This window comes from Oxalobacteraceae sp. CFBP 8761, assembly GCA_014841595.1.
Taxonomy (GTDB): domain Bacteria; phylum Pseudomonadota; class Gammaproteobacteria; order Burkholderiales; family Burkholderiaceae_D; genus Telluria.
The window spans coordinates 51,153-67,831 of record JACYUE010000003.1 but is presented as its reverse complement, the minus strand read 5'-3'; the positions used below and the strand labels follow the sequence as shown (position 1 = coordinate 67,831).

Here is a 16,679-nt window from a genome sequence, read left to right as displayed (position 1 = left end):
GATGACCAATCTCTTGCCCTACGCGTTCGCCCGTGACCACGTCGTCCTGGCGCGCGGCACTGGCGAACCGGGCCAGAGCGTCGAAGTGCTGGTCTCCAGCGCGACCGCGCCGGCCGCCATCGCCGAGGTGTCGCGCCGCTTCGGCCGCATCCAGCTGCGCCGGATGGACAAGGACGAGCTCGACACAGTCATCGCCGGCGCGTATGCCGGCGGCGGCAACGACGCGTCGCAGGTCGTCGACGAGTTCGACGCCGATCTCGACCTCACCAAGCTGCTGCAGGACGTCCCGGCGATCGAAGACCTGCTCGAATCGTCCGACGACGCGCCGGTGATCCGCATGATCAATGCGCTGCTCACGCAATCGCTGCGCGAAGGCGCGTCCGATATCCACATCGAGCCGTTCGAGCAGACGTCGGTCGTGCGCTTTCGCATCGACGGCGCGCTGCGCGATATCGTGCGCCCCAAAAAGGCCATCCACGCGTCGCTGATCTCGCGTATCAAGATCATGTCGCAGCTCGACATCGCCGAAAAACGCCTGCCGCAGGATGGCCGCATCACGCTGCGCGTGGGTGGTAAACCAGTCGACGTGCGCGTCTCGACGCTGCCGACCGGCCACGGCGAGCGCGCCGTGCTGCGTCTGCTCGACAAAGAGGCAGGGCGCCTCGACCTGTCGCACCTGGGCATGGCCAGCGACCTGCTGCCGCAGTTCGACCGCCTGATCAACCAGCCGCACGGCATCGTGCTGGTCACGGGCCCGACCGGCTCGGGCAAGACCACGACGCTGTATGCGGCGCTGTCGCGCCTGAACGCGGCGACGGCCAACATCATGACGGTCGAAGACCCGATCGAGTACGACCTGAACGGCGTCGGCCAGACCCAGGTCAATGCCCGTATCGACATGACGTTCGCAAAAGCGCTGCGTGCCATCCTGCGCCAGGATCCTGACATCATCATGATCGGCGAGATCCGCGACCTGGAAACGGCGCAGATCGCCGTGCAGGCGTCGCTGACGGGTCACCTGGTATTGGCCACGCTGCACACCAACGATGCGGCCTCGGCCGTAACGCGCCTGCTCGACATGGGCATCGAACCGTTCCTGCTGTCCTCGTCGCTGCTGGGCGTGATGGCCCAGCGCCTCGTGCGTAAGCTCTGCTCGCAGTGCAAGACCTTCGACGGCACGACCTGGCACGCGGTCGGCTGCGAACGCTGCGGCCATACCGGTTACCACGGCCGCGTCGGCGTCTACGAGCTGCTCGAGACCACCGACCAGATCCGCGCCCAGATCCACAACCGGGCATCCGAAGCCGACATCCGCGTTGCGGCGCTGGGCGTGGGCATGAAGACCATGCGCGAGGACGGCGAACGCTGGCTGCTCGACGGCACCACCACACGGGCCGAAATCGTGCGCGTGACCAAGGACTAACCGATGCCGGCATTTCGTTACGAGGCCGTCGACAACGGGGGCGCCACCCGCAAGGGCGTGGTCAACGCCGACAGTCCGCGCGCCGCGCGCGCCGACCTGCGCGCGCAGGGCCTGACGCCGCTGAGCGTTGAAGCCATCGCGGCCCAGCTCGACGCCGCCGGCGTGGCGCGCTCGCGCGGCATCGGCGAGCGCCTGTCGCAAAACGAACTGGCGCTGTTCACGCGCCAGCTGGCCAGCCTGCTGGAAGCTGGCCTGCCGCTCGAGCAAGCCTTTACCGCCTTGCTCGAACAGGCCGAGCGCCCGTACGTGCGCGACCTGGTCGCGTCGATTCGCGCCGAAGTCATCGGCGGCTCGGCCTTCTCCACCGCCCTGACGCACCACCCGCGCGACTTCGCCGAGATTTACCGGGCGCTGGTCGGTTCGGGCGAGCAGATCGGTCAACTGTCGCGCGTGCTCTCGCGCCTGGCCGACTACATCGAGCGCCGCAACGCCCTCGTGCAGAAGGTGCGCCTGGCCTTCACGTATCCGGCGATCGTCACCGTGGTCGCGTTCGCGATCGTGATTTTCCTGCTCACCTACGTGGTGCCGCAGATCGTCTCGGTGTTTGCCAACACCAAGCAAAAGCTGCCATTTCTCACGGTCGTCATGCTGGCCGTGTCCGACTTCGTGCGCGCGTATGGCATCTATGTCGGCATCCTGATTGCCGGCGCGTTCTGGCTGTGGCGGCGCGCGCTGCGCAATCCGGTGCTCAAGCGCCGCTGGCACACGTGGCTGCTGACCGCGCCCATCTACGGCAAGTTCGAGCGCAGCCTGAACACCGCGCGCTTTGCCAGCACGCTGGCGATCACCACCGGCTCGGGCGTGCCGATCCTGCGCGCGCTCGACACCAGCCGCGAGACGCTGTCGAACGTGGCGATGGCCGAACTGGTCGAGCAGGCCACGGCCAGCGTGCGCGAAGGCGTGAGCCTGGCGCGCGCGCTGTCGGCGCAAAAGCTGTTTCCACCGATGCTCGTGCACATGATCCGCGCCGGCGAAATCACCGGCGAATTGCCGGCCATGCTCGAGCGCGCCGCCAATTCGCAGCAGGCCGATCTCGAGCGCCGCACGCTGACCATCGCCGGCCTGCTCGAGCCTGTGCTGATCCTGGCGATGGGCCTGGTCGTGCTGCTGATCGTGCTGGCCGTCCTGATGCCGATCATCGAAATCAATCAGCTGGTGCAATAAGACAATCGCGTAGCGATGCCAATGACCGAGATGCGAAAGACACCATGAACAAGCGTTTGCCCCTTCTTTTGAGCCTGCTGGCCCTGATCGTGCTGGCCGCTTCCAGCACCTATTGGGTGCTGCAGCTGTACAAGCCCGAGCAGCGCCCGCTGGCTGCAGCGCCGCTGGCGACCCAGCCAGAGCCGAGTCCGGAAGCCGCGGCCACGCTGTTTGGCGGGCAGCCGACAGTGGCAATTTCCAGTTTCCAGTTGACTGGCGTGGTCTCGGCCGGCGCCAACAGCGCCGTGATCCTGGTGGCCGACGGGTCGCTGCCGAAAGCAGTGCGCATCGGCCGCGAGATCGCGCCCGGCGTCGTGGTGGCAGAAGTGCATCGGCGTTATGTGATGTTGTCCGATAACGGTGTCATGAAGCGCGTCGAACTGGCGCCCGATGCCGGCCAGTCGAGTGCGATCAGCCAGCCAGTACCGCGCGCGATGCCGCCGCAGCCGGTGATGGAGCCGCAAATGGCGCCGGGTGTGGTCAGCGCGCCGCCGATGGTGCAGAGCGCACCACCGGACGCCAATCAACAAGGCATGCAGGGTCAGCCCCGCGATCCACCACCGGAGCAGGACAACCCGGGCCAGCCGCAGATGCCACAGAACGCGCAGCCAATGAACGGAGAGCGGCCGGTGATGTGATCGGGCTGGTGTCGGCCTGATGCCGGCGGCATGGCCGCGCATCAGCAGCCGCAGCAGCCGCAGCAGCTTCAGTAGTAGCCGCTTAGCGCCGCAATGCCGTAAACGCCGCCAGTTCCCATGACCGGAAGCCCAGTAGCAGCGTATGCCCCTTGCGCTCGTCGGCTGGCAGACGCCGGTCGTTGCGGTGCAGCCGCGCCAGTTCGGCCGCCAGTTGATCAATCTTCAGCGACAGTTCGAGCGCACTGGCCGGCGACAGCCGCGCCGGCAGGCATAGCAGTGCTTCGCCAGCCCCATCGAAGCGGCCCGAGAAGTAATCGTTCACCACGTTCTCGCGGAAAAAATGCTGCACCGGACCATCCGGCAGCCAGCGGAATGCATTCGACACCCGCAGCAGATAGCGGTTCAGCGGTTTCAGTTCAATCAGGCCCAGCCGGTCGAGCTCGGCGAGCAGCGTGATGCACTCGGCCTCGGTCAGGTCGTAGGTCTCGATGATCTGTTCGATGCTCCAGTGGCCCAGGCAGCAGATCGCCATCAACAGCAGGCGCGGGTTGGCAACAATGGAGCGTTCCTGCGTCAGGCTCAGCGCATCGAGCTGGGGCCGCGCCTCGATCGCCCCGCGCAGCAGGTCTTCCAGGCCAATGCCGGTGGCCTGACAAATCTCCGCCAGGCGCGACAGCGCCATATCCTTTTGCCCGAACATGCGCTTGACGCTCGACTCGCTCACGCCAATGCGCTCGGACAGCGTTTTATACGTGATGCCGGCCGCGCGCAAGCGTATGCGCAGCGCGTCCAGGATCAGATCGGGTGAACTCATTGGCGATCCAGAGAAAATGACAACGGCTGACTTTAACGTTGAATCACGGTGCGGACAAGGCACGTACACCGGAATGGACGCCGCGGGCTAAAAAAACGGACACCGAGGTGTCCGCAAAGAGTGTATGCACTGCAGAACCGGCGCCGGTCAGTCGTCGTCGCCCGCCACCAGCCTGACCTTCCTGAGCGCCTGCTTGGCGGCAGTGCGCTCGCTCGAGAGCGGCTTGGCATGCGGGCCGGCGGCGCGCGCCTTGGCCAGCGCGGCGATGGGATTGCGCGGCTTGCCCGCCTGCTGCGACGGTTCGATCCGCAACCGCATTTTCTGCCGCGTCGCCAATGCCTTGTTTGCCATGCCGGCCTCCCGCAAGAAAATTACAGCACGTAGCGTGACAGGTCTTCGTTGACCGCCAGCGCGTCGAGCCGTTCGTTGACAAAGGCTGCGTCGATGCGCACCACCTGGTCTTTTTCCGACCCGGCAGTAAACGAGATTTCCTCGAGCAGCTTTTCCATCACCGTGTACAGGCGGCGCGCCCCGATGTTCTCGGTGCGCTCGTTGACCGAGAACGCGATCTCGGCCAGACGATGGTTGCCTTCGTCCAGGAACTCGACCTGCACGCCTTCGGTGGCCAGCAGCGCCTGGTATTGCTTGGTCAGGCTGGCGTGGGTCGACGTCAGGATGCTCTTGAAGTCTTCGATCGACAGCGATTCGAGCTCGACGCGGATCGGGAAGCGGCCCTGCAGCTCGGGGATCAGGTCCGATGGCTTGGACAGGTGGAACGCGCCCGACGCGATGAACAGGATGTGGTCGGTCTTGATCATCCCGTACTTGGTGTTCACGGTCGTGCCCTCGACCAGCGGCAGCAGGTCGCGTTGCACGCCGGCGCGCGAGACATCGGCGCCGCCGTGCTCGGAGCGGGTCGCGATCTTGTCAATTTCGTCGAGGAACACGATGCCATTCTGCTCGACGTTGGCGATGGCCTTTTGCTTGAGTTCGTCTTCGTTGAGGAGCTTGCCGGCTTCTTCGTCGATCAGGATCTTCATGGCTTCCTGGATCTTGAGCTTACGCGGCTTCTTGCGTGCACCGTTGGCGCCGGCAAACATCGACTTGATCTGCTCGGTCATTTCTTCCATGCCCGGCGGCGCCATGATTTCCATCTGCGGCGCCGCGTCGGAGACTTCGATCTCGATTTCGCGATCGTCGAGCGCGCCTTCGCGCAGGCGCTTGCGGAAGGTCTGGCGCGTGGCGTCACCTTCCTTGCTGTCCGGCGTATTGGCGGTGTTGAAGCCAAAGTCGCGTGCCGGCGGCACCAGGATGTCGATGATGCGGTCTTCGGCCGCGTCTTCGGCGCGCTGGCGCACTTTCTTTGCTTCGCTGGCGCGGGTCTGCTTGATGCCGATATCGATCAGGTCGCGGATGATGGTGTCGACGTCGCGCCCGACATAGCCGACCTCGGTAAACTTGGTCGCTTCGATCTTGATGAACGGCGCATCGGCCAGCTTGGCCAGGCGGCGCGCGATCTCGGTCTTCCCGACGCCCGTCGGGCCGATCATCAGGATGTTCTTCGGCGTGATTTCGTAGCGCAGCGATTCGTCGACCTGCTGGCGGCGCCAGCGGTTACGCAGCGCGATCGCGACGGCCTTCTTGGCCTTGCCCTGGCCGACGACGTGCTTGTCCAGCTCGGAGACGATTTCGGGTGGGGTCATGTTCATGAAGCTGTTCATATCAATCCAGGGTCTCGATGATGTGGGACATATTCGTGTAGATGCACAGTTCGCCCGCGATGGTCAGCGCCTTCTTGACCACTTCGGCAGGCGCCATGTCGGTGTTCTCGTACAGGGCCTTGGCGGCCGACTGGGCATAGATGCCGCCGGAGCCGATCGCGCCGATGCCGTCTTCCGGCTCGAGCACGTCGCCGTTGCCGGTGATGATCAGGGTGGACTCGCGGTCGGCCACGAGCAGCATGGCTTCCAGGCGGCGCAGCACGCGGTCGGTGCGCCAGTCCTTGGCCAGCTCGACCGAGGCGCGCAGCAGGTTGCCCTGGTGCTTTTCAAGTTTGCCCTCGAAGCGATCGAGCAGCGTGAAGGCGTCGGCGGTGCCGCCGGCAAAACCGCACAGGACCTTGCCCTGATACAGCTTGCGCACCTTGCGGGCCGAGCCCTTCATGACGACGTTGCCGAGCGTGACCTGCCCATCGCCGCCGAGCGCGACCTGATTGCCGCGGCGTACGCTGACGATGGTTGTACCGTGAAATTGTTCCATTTTTACCTCGTGATTGTCTGGCTACCAGCAGGTGGGGACCGTGCGCAGGATTGCAAGATTATCCGAACGGGAAATACCAATGCGCTGCCACAGCCGGCACAGCCGGGGTCAGGTCTGACATTCGGACACGACCTCAGCTTTATACAGCCACACAGCCGGGGTCAGGTCTGACATTCAGACACGACCTCGGCCTTCGCCACTTCCAACAGTGTTTTGCCCAGTATCCGAATGGCCCAGTGCCAACTAGTGCCGGCTACCTAACTGTCGAGATCGTGTCCGAATGTCAGACCTGACCCCGGCTTTTCGGTAGAGCTCGTGTCCGAATGTCAGACCTGACCCCGGCTTTTAAGATCGTGACCCGGGTTTTCGGTGTGCTGTAGCGTCAGTAGCGGTGTGGATACAGCCGCACGCTATCGCCGGCGCCCAGCAGCCGCAGCAGGGCGGCCACGAGATGGTTCAGTTCGCGCAGCTCGACCGTGCGGCCGGTTGCTGCCTGTCCAGCGAGCCGCGCCAGCAGGCTGACGGCGCCGACGTAGTCGATGCGCGCCAGCCGTGAGCAGTCGAGCACGAGTGTTTCGCGCTCTGCGGCGTAGGCGTCGATGGCCGCCAGCAGCGCTGGCTCGGGGCTGGTGATCATGGCAGGCAACATGAAGCGGTCGCCGTGACTTGGGGCCGGTGCGGCAGTCGAGACGTGGCGGGGCGCTTCGAATGAGGGCGGCGAGACTTCGTAGGTGACGCAGTAATCCATTGCCGCTTCTTCGAAATCCTTTTCGCGGTTGGTCAGCAGCAGCAGTTCGAGCAGCAGCAGCCACGGCGCCGGGCTGGCCCCGCGCTTGCCGATGACGAGCATCGGGCGCAGCGTCGTGATCAGGGTGTCGGCCCCGGCCAATACCAGGCCGCGGTCGCTCGCGCGCAGCGTTTGCAGGGCGGTCAGCAGGCAGTCGGCGCCGTCTGTGTCGATGCTGCGCACCTTGCCGAAGTCGAGCCGCACGTTGGGCGCCTGCGCGTCGAGCACGCGGCGCAGGCGGGGCGCGACGGTTGCATCGAGCAGCGTGTCGAAGGTTTCGGTGGCGGCCAGTCCCTGTGCCGGCTGGCTCGCCACCGAGGCGGGCGCGAGCGGCTTCCAGGTGGGCGGCGAGGTTTCGAAGTGGCTGGCGTAATCGATGGCGATGCTCTCGAATAGTTCTTCGCGGCCACCGGCCTGATACAGATCGAACAGCATCCACCATGGCAGGCGTTCGTGGCGGCCCAGCGTCGCTAGCGACTCGCGCAGCAAGTGTTCGGCCGCGGCGCTCTGGCCGTTGGCGTACAGGATGGCGCTTTCGTCGACCGCCGGAGCGCTCGCGGGCGCAGCGGCCTGGTCGGGAATGTCGTCGGGATCGGGCACGGCGGCCGCCGTGACGCCGTTGGCGGGACGGCGGCCACTGTCCCAGGCCGGCTCGTCATCGAACATGTCGGACGCAAATTCGAGTTCGATTTCGTCGATCTTGGCAGCGGTGGCGCGGGCGATTTCACGCTGGCGTTCGCGCTCGGCGTCGGACGCCAGGCGTGACGGTTCGCCGCGCAGGCGCGACTCGGGGGGCGGCCAGCTGGGCGCGGCCACCGCATCGTTCTTTTTCTTCAGGAAGGAAAAAAGCCCCATGCTCACCGTTGTCTCGATAACGTGTCCACCATGACCTTAGCACGGACCCCGGCGACGGATGCTGAGCACACGTGGCCGGGCGTCAGTGTAGCCGAAGGGCAATGTTGGTAGGATATTGAGCAATTGTAGCGTGTACGCATGGCCAGGACGGCAGCTGTCATGCGTCGTTACAAACATCAAGAAATGGTGTCTGCAAACAAAAAAAGCATGCGACGAGGTCGCATGCTTTCTGGTCGGTGCTGAATCGCTGTTCAGCACGCACGCCAATCAGTCGCCGTACAGCTTCTGCTTGAGTTCGCGACGCTGCTGGGCTTCCAGCGACAGCGTGGCGGTCGGACGGGCGATCAGGCGCGGGATGCCGATCGGCTCGCCGGTTTCTTCGCACCAGCCGTATTCGCCGCCGTCGATCGACTGGATCGATTGCTGGACTTTCTTGAGCAATTTGCGCTCACGGTCGCGGGTGCGCAGTTCGAGCGCATGTTCTTCTTCGATGGTTGCGCGGTCGGCCGGATCGGGAACCAGCACGGTTTCGCGCAGGTGTTCCGTGGTTTCGCCAGCGTTCTTGAGCAGTTCGCGCTCGAGTTCCTGCAGACGATTCTTGAAGAATGCGAGCTGGGCCGCATTCATGTAGTCGCCCTCGCTCATCGCGCGAATCTCGTCTTCCGTCAGGAGGCGTTCGTCGGACTGGGCGGTATTCGGTTTCGTTGTTTTAGTCATGATGCCTTCGATACGACAGAGGTTTGCATTTTATCAGCTTGCCAATCAGCAACACCGCACAAATGGGTGCATGCCGGGCAGGCTGCCTTGATGACGACGGTACGCCATCCTATCTCCGTCCGCGCCGCATGGGCGGCAAGGGCGGTTCACCACTGGCTGTTTGAAGCGCGTCGTGGCGGTCCGTGCGGCCCGGCCTGGCAAACTGTCGACGCATGGCGCCGGACATGCCTGCATGGCCAGTCAAACTGATGCAGTTTATACCAAACACTGTTCCAGTCCGCGGATAAATACGTCTTTTGGTAAATTTTTACCAATAAAGACCATCTTGGTGGCGGGCGTTTCATTCTCCCCCCATTTCGGTCCCACGTCGCTGCCCATGATCTGGTGCACGCCCTGGAACACGACCTTGCGATCGACGCCATCCATCCGCAATACACCCTTGTAGCGCAGCATTTGCGGGCCAAAGACCTGGACCAGGCTGCCAAGGAATTGTTCCAGGCGCTCCGGATCGAATGCACGCTCGCTCTTGAACACGAACGCGGCGATGTCGTCGCTGTGGTGGCTGTGATGATGATCGTGGCTGCACGACGCATCGTGCACGTGGTCGTGACCGTGGCCACAATCGGCGCCATGCTCATGCTCGTGATCATGGTCGTGATCGTGCCCGTCTTCACCATCGACACGCAGGAAATCGGGGTCGATGTCCAGCTTGTCGTTCAGATTGAAGCCGCGCAGGTCGAGCACGTCGGCAATCGGCGCGCGGCCGAAGTCGCTCGTGGCGATCGGCGCGCGCGGGTTGATGCGCTGCAGGCGCGCCTTGAGCGCATCGACGGCGGCAGCATCGACCAGGTCGGTCTTGGACAGCAGGATCTTGTCGGCAAAGCCCACCTGGCGCTGGGCTTCTTCGTGCGCCGTCAATTGTTCCATCGCGTGGCGGGCATCGACCACGGTCACGACGGCGTCGAGCAGGTAGTGGGCGCCAACTTCTTCGTCGACGAAGAAGGTCTGCGCCACCGGGCCCGGATTGGCCAGGCCCGTCGTTTCGATGACGACGCGGTCGAAACTGATCTCGCCAGCGGCGCGTTTCTTTGCCAGGCTGTTGAGTGCCTCGATCAGGTCGCCACGCACGGTGCAGCAGATGCAGCCGTTGTTCATCTCGATGATCTGCTCGCCGGAGTCCTGCACCAGGATTTCGTTGTCGATGTTTTCTTCACCGAATTCGTTCTCGATGACGGCGATGCGCATGCCGTGGTCTTCCTGCAGGATGCGGTTGAGCAGGGTGGTCTTGCCCGCGCCGAGAAAGCCGGTGAGGATGGTGCTGGGGATCAGGTCCATTGGTTCGCTACTCGTGGTTGACATCAGGGTTGGACAAAAGAACCGGGGGATTATGCCGCAATTCTTGCAACCTCACCATCTGGCGTGTGGCGCGCAGATCGTGTTCAAACCATGGAGTAACTTCTCGCCGGATTGGCAGGGTGGCTACTTCTTGCCGGCCGCTTCGTCAGCGCGTGCAGTGTCGGCCGCTGCAATGACCTGGGCAATTGCGGCAACCACGAGCTGCGGTTCTTCCTGGTGGATGTTGTGGCCGCTATCGGGCGTCACCACGTGGCTGCCGCGCCTGAAGCCGCGAAAGAAGCGTGCATGCAGATCGCGCCAGACGTCGACGGCTGCCGGGGTTTCCAAAAAGAGCTGGGGCTGCTCGCGGCGCTGGACGGATGTGAGCACCACGACCGGCACATCCGGCAAGGGCCCGGCCAGGGGCAGGTTGCCGCTGTCGAGAATGGCCTGTACCTGGGCCAGTTCGGGCTGGAACTTGGGCGGCATGTATTGCACCAGCAGGCGGGCGTCGCTGTCGACCGCGGCCGCATCGAGCTTGCGCAGCTCGGTGTTCTGGTGCTCGTCGCTGGGGTCGACAAACACCATGCCGGCAATCTCGGCCGGATGGCGTGCGGCGTAGCTGCGAATCAGGAAGCCGCCGTAGGAATGGCCAACCAGCACGAAGGGCGGGCGCAAGTCTGCAGCGGCGATCATTTGTTCCAGTTCATCGGTACGGCTGGCCACGGTGGGCGTCCCGGGGCGTGCCTCCGAGCGGCCATGGCCGGCGCGCGAGTACGTGATCACCTTGTTCGACCTGGCCACCTGCGGCGCGACATCGCGCCACACGTTCAGGTCGCGCCCGAAGCCTGACTCGAAGATGACGGTATAGGGACCGGTGCCCAGGCTGGTCAGCTGCACCCGGTACGGGCCCACGTCCAGCAGTTCGGGTGCGTCCTTTGGCATGGCAGCAGGTGTTTGGGCACTGGCAAACGTGCTCAGTGCCAGCAGGACGGCACCGGCAGTGCGGGACAGGTAGACCATATTGACTCCATCAAATGCGTTGTCATCCTGTCTGCATGCGGCGACAATTGGATGTGAAGCAATAGTCTAAGAAACACGGCAAGACACCGGTACTGTCAAATATGTCAGTCGGGCAGCGGGCTGGGGATGGGGGAAGCGGTGACAAACGAATCGATGGCGCAATGGCGTGCCCGTCATCTGGACGCAATGGGCCGGGCCGTGGATGCGGATGGGCTGTTTGCGGTCGTCGCCGGCGCCGCGCGCGAACTGGGTTTCGACTATTGCGCCTACGGCATGCGCAAGCCAATGCCGCTGTCGAAACCGTCGACCGTGATGCTGAACAATTACCCGGATGTATGGCAGGCGCGCTATGCGGACCAAGGTTATCTGGGGCAGGATCCCACGGTCCGGCATGGCGCCGCATCGCTGTTGCCGCTGTTGTGGAGCGAGCCGGTATTCGCGCAGGCGCGCCCGCTGTGGGAAGACGCGCGTGGCCATGGTTTGCAGGTGGGCTGGGCGCAGGCGTCGCGTACGCCAGACGGTTGCGTCGGCATGCTGACGCTGGCGCGCTCGCACGATGCCCTGTCCGAGACCGAGCTGGACCAGAGCGAAGCCAATATGTCGTGGCTGGCGCATGCGGCGCATCAGGGATTGGCCCGCCTGCAGCGGCCGGCGCCAGGTGCGCCGTTGCTGGCGCTCAGCGCGCGGGAAGCCGAAGTCTTGCGCTGGATGGCTGACGGCAAGACCTCAAGCGAGGCCGGCACCATCCTCAGCCTGTCCGAGCGGACCGTCAACTTTCACGTTGCCAATGCCCTGCTCAAGCTGGGTGCGGCCAACAAGACTGCCGCCGTGGTCAAGGCCGCGTTGTTCGGCCTGCTTTAAGAGGCTGGGTCGAGACGCTGGTTCAAGACGCCGGCTCAGGACTCCGGCTTGGCTTTCGCCCGCGGGTGCGCCGCGTCATACACTTTGGACAGGTGCTGAAAGTCCAGTGCCGTATAGATTTGCGTGGACGTGATGCTGGCGTGGCCCAGCAGTTCCTGCACTGCGCGCAGGTCGCCCGACGATTGCAGCAGGTGCGACGCAAACGAATGGCGCAGCACGTGCGGGTGCACGTGCACCGGCGTGCCGGCGCGCAGCGCGTGCTGTTTCAGACGGGTTTGCACGACGCGCGGCGTGATGCGGGTGTCGCGCGCCGACAGGAACAGCGCAGCGCCCCCGTCGCGGGCGGCAGGGCGCACCGCGAGCCAGCGCACCAGCGCCTCGCGCGCCGGGCCGCCGACCGGCACCCGGCGCATCTTGTTACCTTTGCCGGTCACCACCACTTCGCCCGCCTGCAGGTCGAGCCAGCCCAGTGAGCCCGGCTGGCCGCCGCGTGCATCTTGCCAGGCCACGTCCAGGCCCGCCAGTTCCGACACACGCAGCCCGCTCGAATACAGCAGCTCGAACATCGCGTGATTGCACAATTCGAACGGCTCGAGATGGCCGCGCTGGTTGGCTTCCATCAATTGCACGGCGTCGTCGACCGCGAGCGCTTTCGGCAAGCTCTGCGCGCGCTTGGGGGCGCGCACGCCGTCGACCGGATTGGCGGCAAGGGTCGTCTGGTGCGACAGCCATTCATAGAAGCCGCGCCAGCCAGAGAGCTTGCGTGCAATGGAGCGCGCGGACTGGCCGCCGGCATGCAGCTTGCCGGCAAAACGGCGGATGTCGGCGTGCACCAGCCGGGCCCAGTCGCTGTGGCCGGCCAGCGCCGCGAGCTCGGCCAGGTCGCGCCGGTAGGCCGCGATCGTGTGCGGTGACAACTGGCGCTGGGTGGCCAGTTCGCCGAGATAGCGCGCGGCCCAGTCGGTTGGCGGCTCGCGCGTGTCCATGCCCGTCAAGCGCGCAGCGGCGCCAGGGCGGTGGTGGCGGTGGCAGCGATGTGGACCAGGAAATCGGTCGCCATCGCGGTGGTGAAGCGCGCCGGATCGGGCGAGCCGAGCACCAGCAGGCCAAAGCTCTGGCCCGGCGCGCCGAGCGGCAGCATCACCGTCGAGCGGATCGCGTCGGCATCGTCCAGCCAGCGCACCGCTTCGAAATCATTGTTCGGGCCGCAGTACGGCGCGCGCAGGCTGTTGGCGAAGATGCGTGCGTCGTCCGAGACATTGCTGGCAAACCAGGCGTCGGCATGTTCCGGCGCCACATGCCACAGGCGCAAGGTCACTTGCGGGACGGTGAAGTGGGTGCGCAAGCCCTCGGTCAGGTCACGCGCCATCGCGGCGCCGCCTTTCGACACCAGCAGGGACTGGGTCCAGGCGTGGAAGCGGTTGGCGATGCCGGCGTTTTCTTCGGCGCGGCGCGACAGGTCGGACAGGCGCAGTTCGAGCGCGCGGTATTTGTCGCGCATGACTTCCATCTGGCGTTCCTGGAGCGACACGGTGCGACCGGTCAGCGGACTCGACAGTTTCACTTCACCCAGCAAGCCGGCTTGCTCCTGGAAGAATTCCGGGTGATCGGTCAGGTATTGCGCAACAGTGCTGGCGTCCAGTGGTGCAGTGCTCATGGCGGAATGAATGTTGGGATGAATCGGGTCATTTTAACCGACGCTGGGCGTTGCACCGGAGAACAAAAAAGACGCCCGCAGGCGTCTTGTGATGAATGGGGATTCGCTCAGAAGCGGTGACGGATACCCAGTTGCAAGGCGCGGCCATCGGCGCCCGGCGCTTCGGTAAAGCCGCCCGGATTGCCCGAGGTACCCGGCGAATACTGGGCTTCGTTGTCGTTCTTGATGAACGCCAGCGCCGTGTACAGGTCGGTACGCTTGGACAGGTAGTAGTTGTAGCCCAGCGCATACAGATTGGCATCGCTGTTGGACGCGGTGCGGTCGTTCTGGTGCGCGTACGACGCGACGATGCGGCCATTGCCGATCTTGTAGTGGACACCGACCTGATAGCTGTTGGCGTCCTGCTTGGTGTTGGCCGAAATCGCACTGGCGAAGATCCCGCGCAGGGCCTGCTGGGTCGGGAGCGGGATGCCTTGCGCGGTCAGTGCCGGGCCCACGGCCGTGTCCCAGCCATTCAGGTAGTCGGGGATCAGCGCCGAATTCTCGTTGCGCTGGCTGTGGAAGCCGGCGAAGAATTTCCAGCTTTCGCCCAGTGCGTAAGAGCCGCCAACGGTCAGCGTGCGCAGGCTCGGCCGGTTCTGCTGGTCGTAGCCATGGTTGTAGCCAACGCCGACGTCGAAACCGTTGGCTTTGTACGTCACCGCGCCGGCGCGGAACTTGTTATAGCGGCCGAGGTAACCGGAATTGCGCGCGCCATACATTACCGAACCGCCCAGGCCGTTTGGCAACGCGATGCGGTACTGGATGGCTTCCTGCGAGCGGATGTCCGCGCCCAGTGCGGTAAAGCCGGCAGTGCCGCCCGTGACGTGGCCCCAGGTGCCGGCCGTGCCCGACTCAAACGCATCGGCCATATTGAACACTTCGTAGCCAGGCGTGTACATGCGGCCCAGCAGCACGGCGCCGATCGGGGTGATCAGGCCGACCATCGAGGTGCGGTCGAACAGGGCTTTTTCCTGATTGACGGCAGGGCCGCCCGGCGGCTGGATGGCCGCTTGCAGACGGTCGCGGATGGCGACCGGGATGCGTTCCATGCCGCGCAGCAGGTAGCGGCCCGGATTGTCGTTCATCAGCGTCGGCTGCTGCGAACCGGTGTCGAGTTCGACGCGGGCTTCGAGATTGAAAATCGCCTTGTAGCCATTGCCCAGGTCTTCGGAGCCACGCAGGCCGAGGCGTGAGCCATCGGCGCCGCCGCTGTAGATCTTGGTCGGGCCGCCTTTTTGCCACATTACGCCGGCGTCGGCAATGCCGTAGATCTGGACACTGGTCTGGGCCAGGGCGGTGCTTGCGAAGGTCGCGCCGAGCAGGGCGGCGATAAGGCATTTTTTCATGGTGTCTCCATATTATTTTCTTGTCGCGTGGCATGGGCCCGCTACGCAAATATGCCATTGCCTTGCTGCACTGTACAGAACGCTCGTTCGGAAAGGCCCTGGTAGCGCATCCTCGTTGTGAAAAGGCTACAGACCGTTGCAAACGACGAGGGCGGACACCGTTGCCGATGCCCGCCCTCGAGAAGTTGTGGTCCGCTACAGTCGGTTCAGAACGTGTGGTGAATGCCGATGTCGTACTGGTTGATCGTGCCCGGGGCGGTCGGGACGCCTTTTTTGCGCGACACGTCAAAATACAGGTAGGTACGCTTGGACAGGCTGTATTCATAGCCCAGCGACAGTTGCTTGACCTTTTCCAGGCCATCGGTGTCCTTCTGACCATAGCCAGCGAGGAATTTCCCGGGGCCGACCGTGTAATTCGCGCCCACGACCCACGAACTGGTATCGGTATTGAACGGGCGCGTATTGTCTTCGTCGAGCCGTGTGAACGTGCCCATCAGCTTGAGTTCGGGCGTCGGGCTGACCGAGGCGCCGATCGACCAGACCTTCGATTCGACGGCGTTGCGCTCGTAGGCGGCCATCAGCGCAGCCGGGCCGTTGTTGTAGGTGCCGGAGATGGAGAACGGATTGGTCGAGGCTTCAGTACCGGCCGCATACTGCGGCGCCGCTGCACTGCCACGACCGATGATGGCGACGGCGCCATTGTTTTCTTTGGTGGCGATGGCCGTGTTGAGCTGGAAGCCGTTCACGACCGGCGAGTTGTACCAGACCGCGTTCGACCAGCGGTTGGCGGTCGAACCGACCGGGTCGAGGGGCTGCGAGCTGTAGCCGGCCACGCTCAGGTCGGTATAAAAGCCGCCTGCGGTTTCGATCGCGTGGAATGGTTCGAAGGCACCGATGGTTTCGTGGAACGGGGTCAGGCCGCGGCCGATGCGCAGCATGCCGAAGTCACCCTGCAGGCCGACGCGGCTCTGGCCCTGGAACAACCGGCGTCCATTGCCATCGGGGCCGATTTCGGCGCTGCCGGTGTCCGGCTCATAGCGCGTTTCAAGTTGGAACAGGGCTTTGAGGCCATTGCCCAGTTCTTCGGTGCCCTTGAAACCGAGGGTGTTGGCCGAGCGCTTGCCGATGCTGACATTCTGGCTGCTGCGCTTGACGATGCCGGCATCGAGGTTGCCGTAGACCTGTACTGACGTCTGCGCATGGGCCGCACCGGCGCAAGCGCCAAGCAGTGCGACAGCCAGGAGAGAGGTCTTCATCGGGGTAATCCTGTCAATAAAGTGAACACGTACATCTGGAGCGTTGAGACCTGGCTGAACGCGCGATACGTGCACCTTAAATCTTTCAAACGTCAAGACTAGCTAATCCGTCAATTATCGGGGGGCTGCCGCGCTCCTTGCCAATAAATCGAACCGTGCTGTTGTATTTTTGAAACGAGCGTCATCAATCAGGGTAATGCGGTGCCTTTCAACGGGGCAACCCGACGTTACCGGCCTCGGCCTGACTGTTTGTCTTGCGAATATCCGGAACAGTTTCATCGGATTCGTGCTGTTTTGTGACCTCTCAATCCGCTCTGGAATCCAATCGAATCGCCATCTGCCACGGCGTAGACTTTGGCCTCGTTCGCACAGCAGCGCCGCGTGGTGCCGATAGCTTGTATAT

General features: G+C 64.1%; 16 protein-coding genes. 4 read left to right on the top strand and 12 right to left on the bottom strand.

Annotated elements, in window-relative coordinates:
* Position 1: 1 nt before the first annotated feature.
* Genes gspE through IFU00_18230 form a run of 3 tightly spaced genes read left to right on the top strand, consistent with a single transcriptional unit; the run spans position 2 to position 3,324 of the window.
* The gene (gspE, locus tag IFU00_18240; GenBank protein MBD8544221.1) at positions 2 to 1,423 is read left to right on the top strand and encodes a type II secretion system ATPase GspE; all 1,422 of its coding nucleotides are present in this window, start codon (positions 2 to 4) and stop codon (positions 1,421 to 1,423) included.
* 3 nt (positions 1,424 to 1,426) lie between these two features.
* On the top strand, positions 1,427 to 2,647 hold the full coding sequence (gspF, locus tag IFU00_18235) for a type II secretion system inner membrane protein GspF (protein ID MBD8544220.1): 1,221 nt from the start codon (positions 1,427 to 1,429) through the stop codon (positions 2,645 to 2,647).
* Positions 2,648 to 2,691: 44 nt separating this feature from the next.
* Positions 2,692 to 3,324, top strand: coding sequence for a hypothetical protein (locus IFU00_18230; protein ID MBD8544219.1), 633 nt, complete (start codon positions 2,692 to 2,694; stop codon positions 3,322 to 3,324).
* An 82-nt stretch (positions 3,325 to 3,406) separates the two neighbouring features.
* On the opposite strand, the gene IFU00_18225 is transcribed toward IFU00_18230, so the two are convergent.
* From IFU00_18225 to IFU00_18190, 8 genes are all read right to left on the bottom strand, one after another.
* Positions 3,407 to 4,138 carry a helix-turn-helix transcriptional regulator gene (locus IFU00_18225; protein MBD8544218.1) on the bottom strand — a complete coding sequence of 244 codons (732 nt, stop codon included), beginning with the start codon at positions 4,136 to 4,138 and terminating at the stop codon, positions 3,407 to 3,409.
* A 147-nt stretch (positions 4,139 to 4,285) separates the two neighbouring features.
* Positions 4,286 to 4,489 (bottom strand): hypothetical protein, encoded by a 204-nt coding sequence (locus IFU00_18220; protein MBD8544217.1) that lies wholly within the window; start codon positions 4,487 to 4,489, stop codon positions 4,286 to 4,288.
* Between the two features lie 20 nt (positions 4,490 to 4,509).
* A complete protein-coding gene (gene hslU, locus IFU00_18215) occupies positions 4,510 to 5,847 on the bottom strand; it encodes an ATP-dependent protease ATPase subunit HslU (GenBank protein ID MBD8544216.1) in 1,338 nt (445 codons plus the stop codon).
* 13 nt (positions 5,848 to 5,860) lie between these two features.
* On the bottom strand, positions 5,861 to 6,397 hold the full coding sequence (hslV, locus tag IFU00_18210; GenBank protein MBD8544215.1) for an ATP-dependent protease subunit HslV: 537 nt from the start codon (positions 6,395 to 6,397) through the stop codon (positions 5,861 to 5,863).
* Between the two features lie 382 nt (positions 6,398 to 6,779).
* A complete protein-coding gene (locus tag IFU00_18205) occupies positions 6,780 to 8,039 on the bottom strand; it encodes a hypothetical protein (GenBank protein MBD8544214.1) in 1,260 nt (419 codons plus the stop codon).
* 267 nt (positions 8,040 to 8,306) lie between these two features.
* Positions 8,307 to 8,756 (bottom strand): RNA polymerase-binding protein DksA, encoded by a 450-nt coding sequence (gene dksA / locus IFU00_18200; GenBank protein MBD8544213.1) that lies wholly within the window; start codon positions 8,754 to 8,756, stop codon positions 8,307 to 8,309.
* A 255-nt stretch (positions 8,757 to 9,011) separates the two neighbouring features.
* Positions 9,012 to 10,091, bottom strand: coding sequence for a GTP-binding protein (locus IFU00_18195; GenBank protein MBD8544212.1), 1,080 nt, complete (start codon positions 10,089 to 10,091; stop codon positions 9,012 to 9,014).
* Positions 10,092 to 10,235: 144 nt separating this feature from the next.
* On the bottom strand, positions 10,236 to 11,114 hold the full coding sequence (locus tag IFU00_18190) for an alpha/beta fold hydrolase (protein ID MBD8544211.1): 879 nt from the start codon (positions 11,112 to 11,114) through the stop codon (positions 10,236 to 10,238).
* Between the two features lie 153 nt (positions 11,115 to 11,267).
* Here IFU00_18190 and IFU00_18185 point away from each other — a divergent pair, with 153 nt between their 5' ends.
* On the top strand, positions 11,268 to 11,975 hold the full coding sequence (locus IFU00_18185; GenBank protein ID MBD8544210.1) for an autoinducer binding domain-containing protein: 708 nt from the start codon (positions 11,268 to 11,270) through the stop codon (positions 11,973 to 11,975).
* 35 nt (positions 11,976 to 12,010) lie between these two features.
* Here IFU00_18185 and IFU00_18180 read toward each other — a convergent pair whose 3' ends face one another.
* From IFU00_18180 to IFU00_18165, 4 genes are all read right to left on the bottom strand, one after another.
* Positions 12,011 to 12,961, bottom strand: coding sequence for a tyrosine recombinase XerC (locus IFU00_18180; protein ID MBD8544209.1), 951 nt, complete (start codon positions 12,959 to 12,961; stop codon positions 12,011 to 12,013).
* Between the two features lie 5 nt (positions 12,962 to 12,966).
* On the bottom strand, positions 12,967 to 13,632 hold the full coding sequence (locus tag IFU00_18175; protein ID MBD8544208.1) for a DUF484 family protein: 666 nt from the start codon (positions 13,630 to 13,632) through the stop codon (positions 12,967 to 12,969).
* Between the two features lie 107 nt (positions 13,633 to 13,739).
* Positions 13,740 to 15,020 (bottom strand): porin, encoded by a 1,281-nt coding sequence (locus IFU00_18170; GenBank protein ID MBD8544207.1) that lies wholly within the window; start codon positions 15,018 to 15,020, stop codon positions 13,740 to 13,742.
* 206 nt (positions 15,021 to 15,226) lie between these two features.
* Entirely contained in the window at positions 15,227 to 16,276 is a 1,050-nt protein-coding gene (locus IFU00_18165; GenBank protein MBD8544206.1) for a porin, read from the bottom strand.
* Between the last annotated feature and the right edge of the window lie 403 nt (positions 16,277 to 16,679).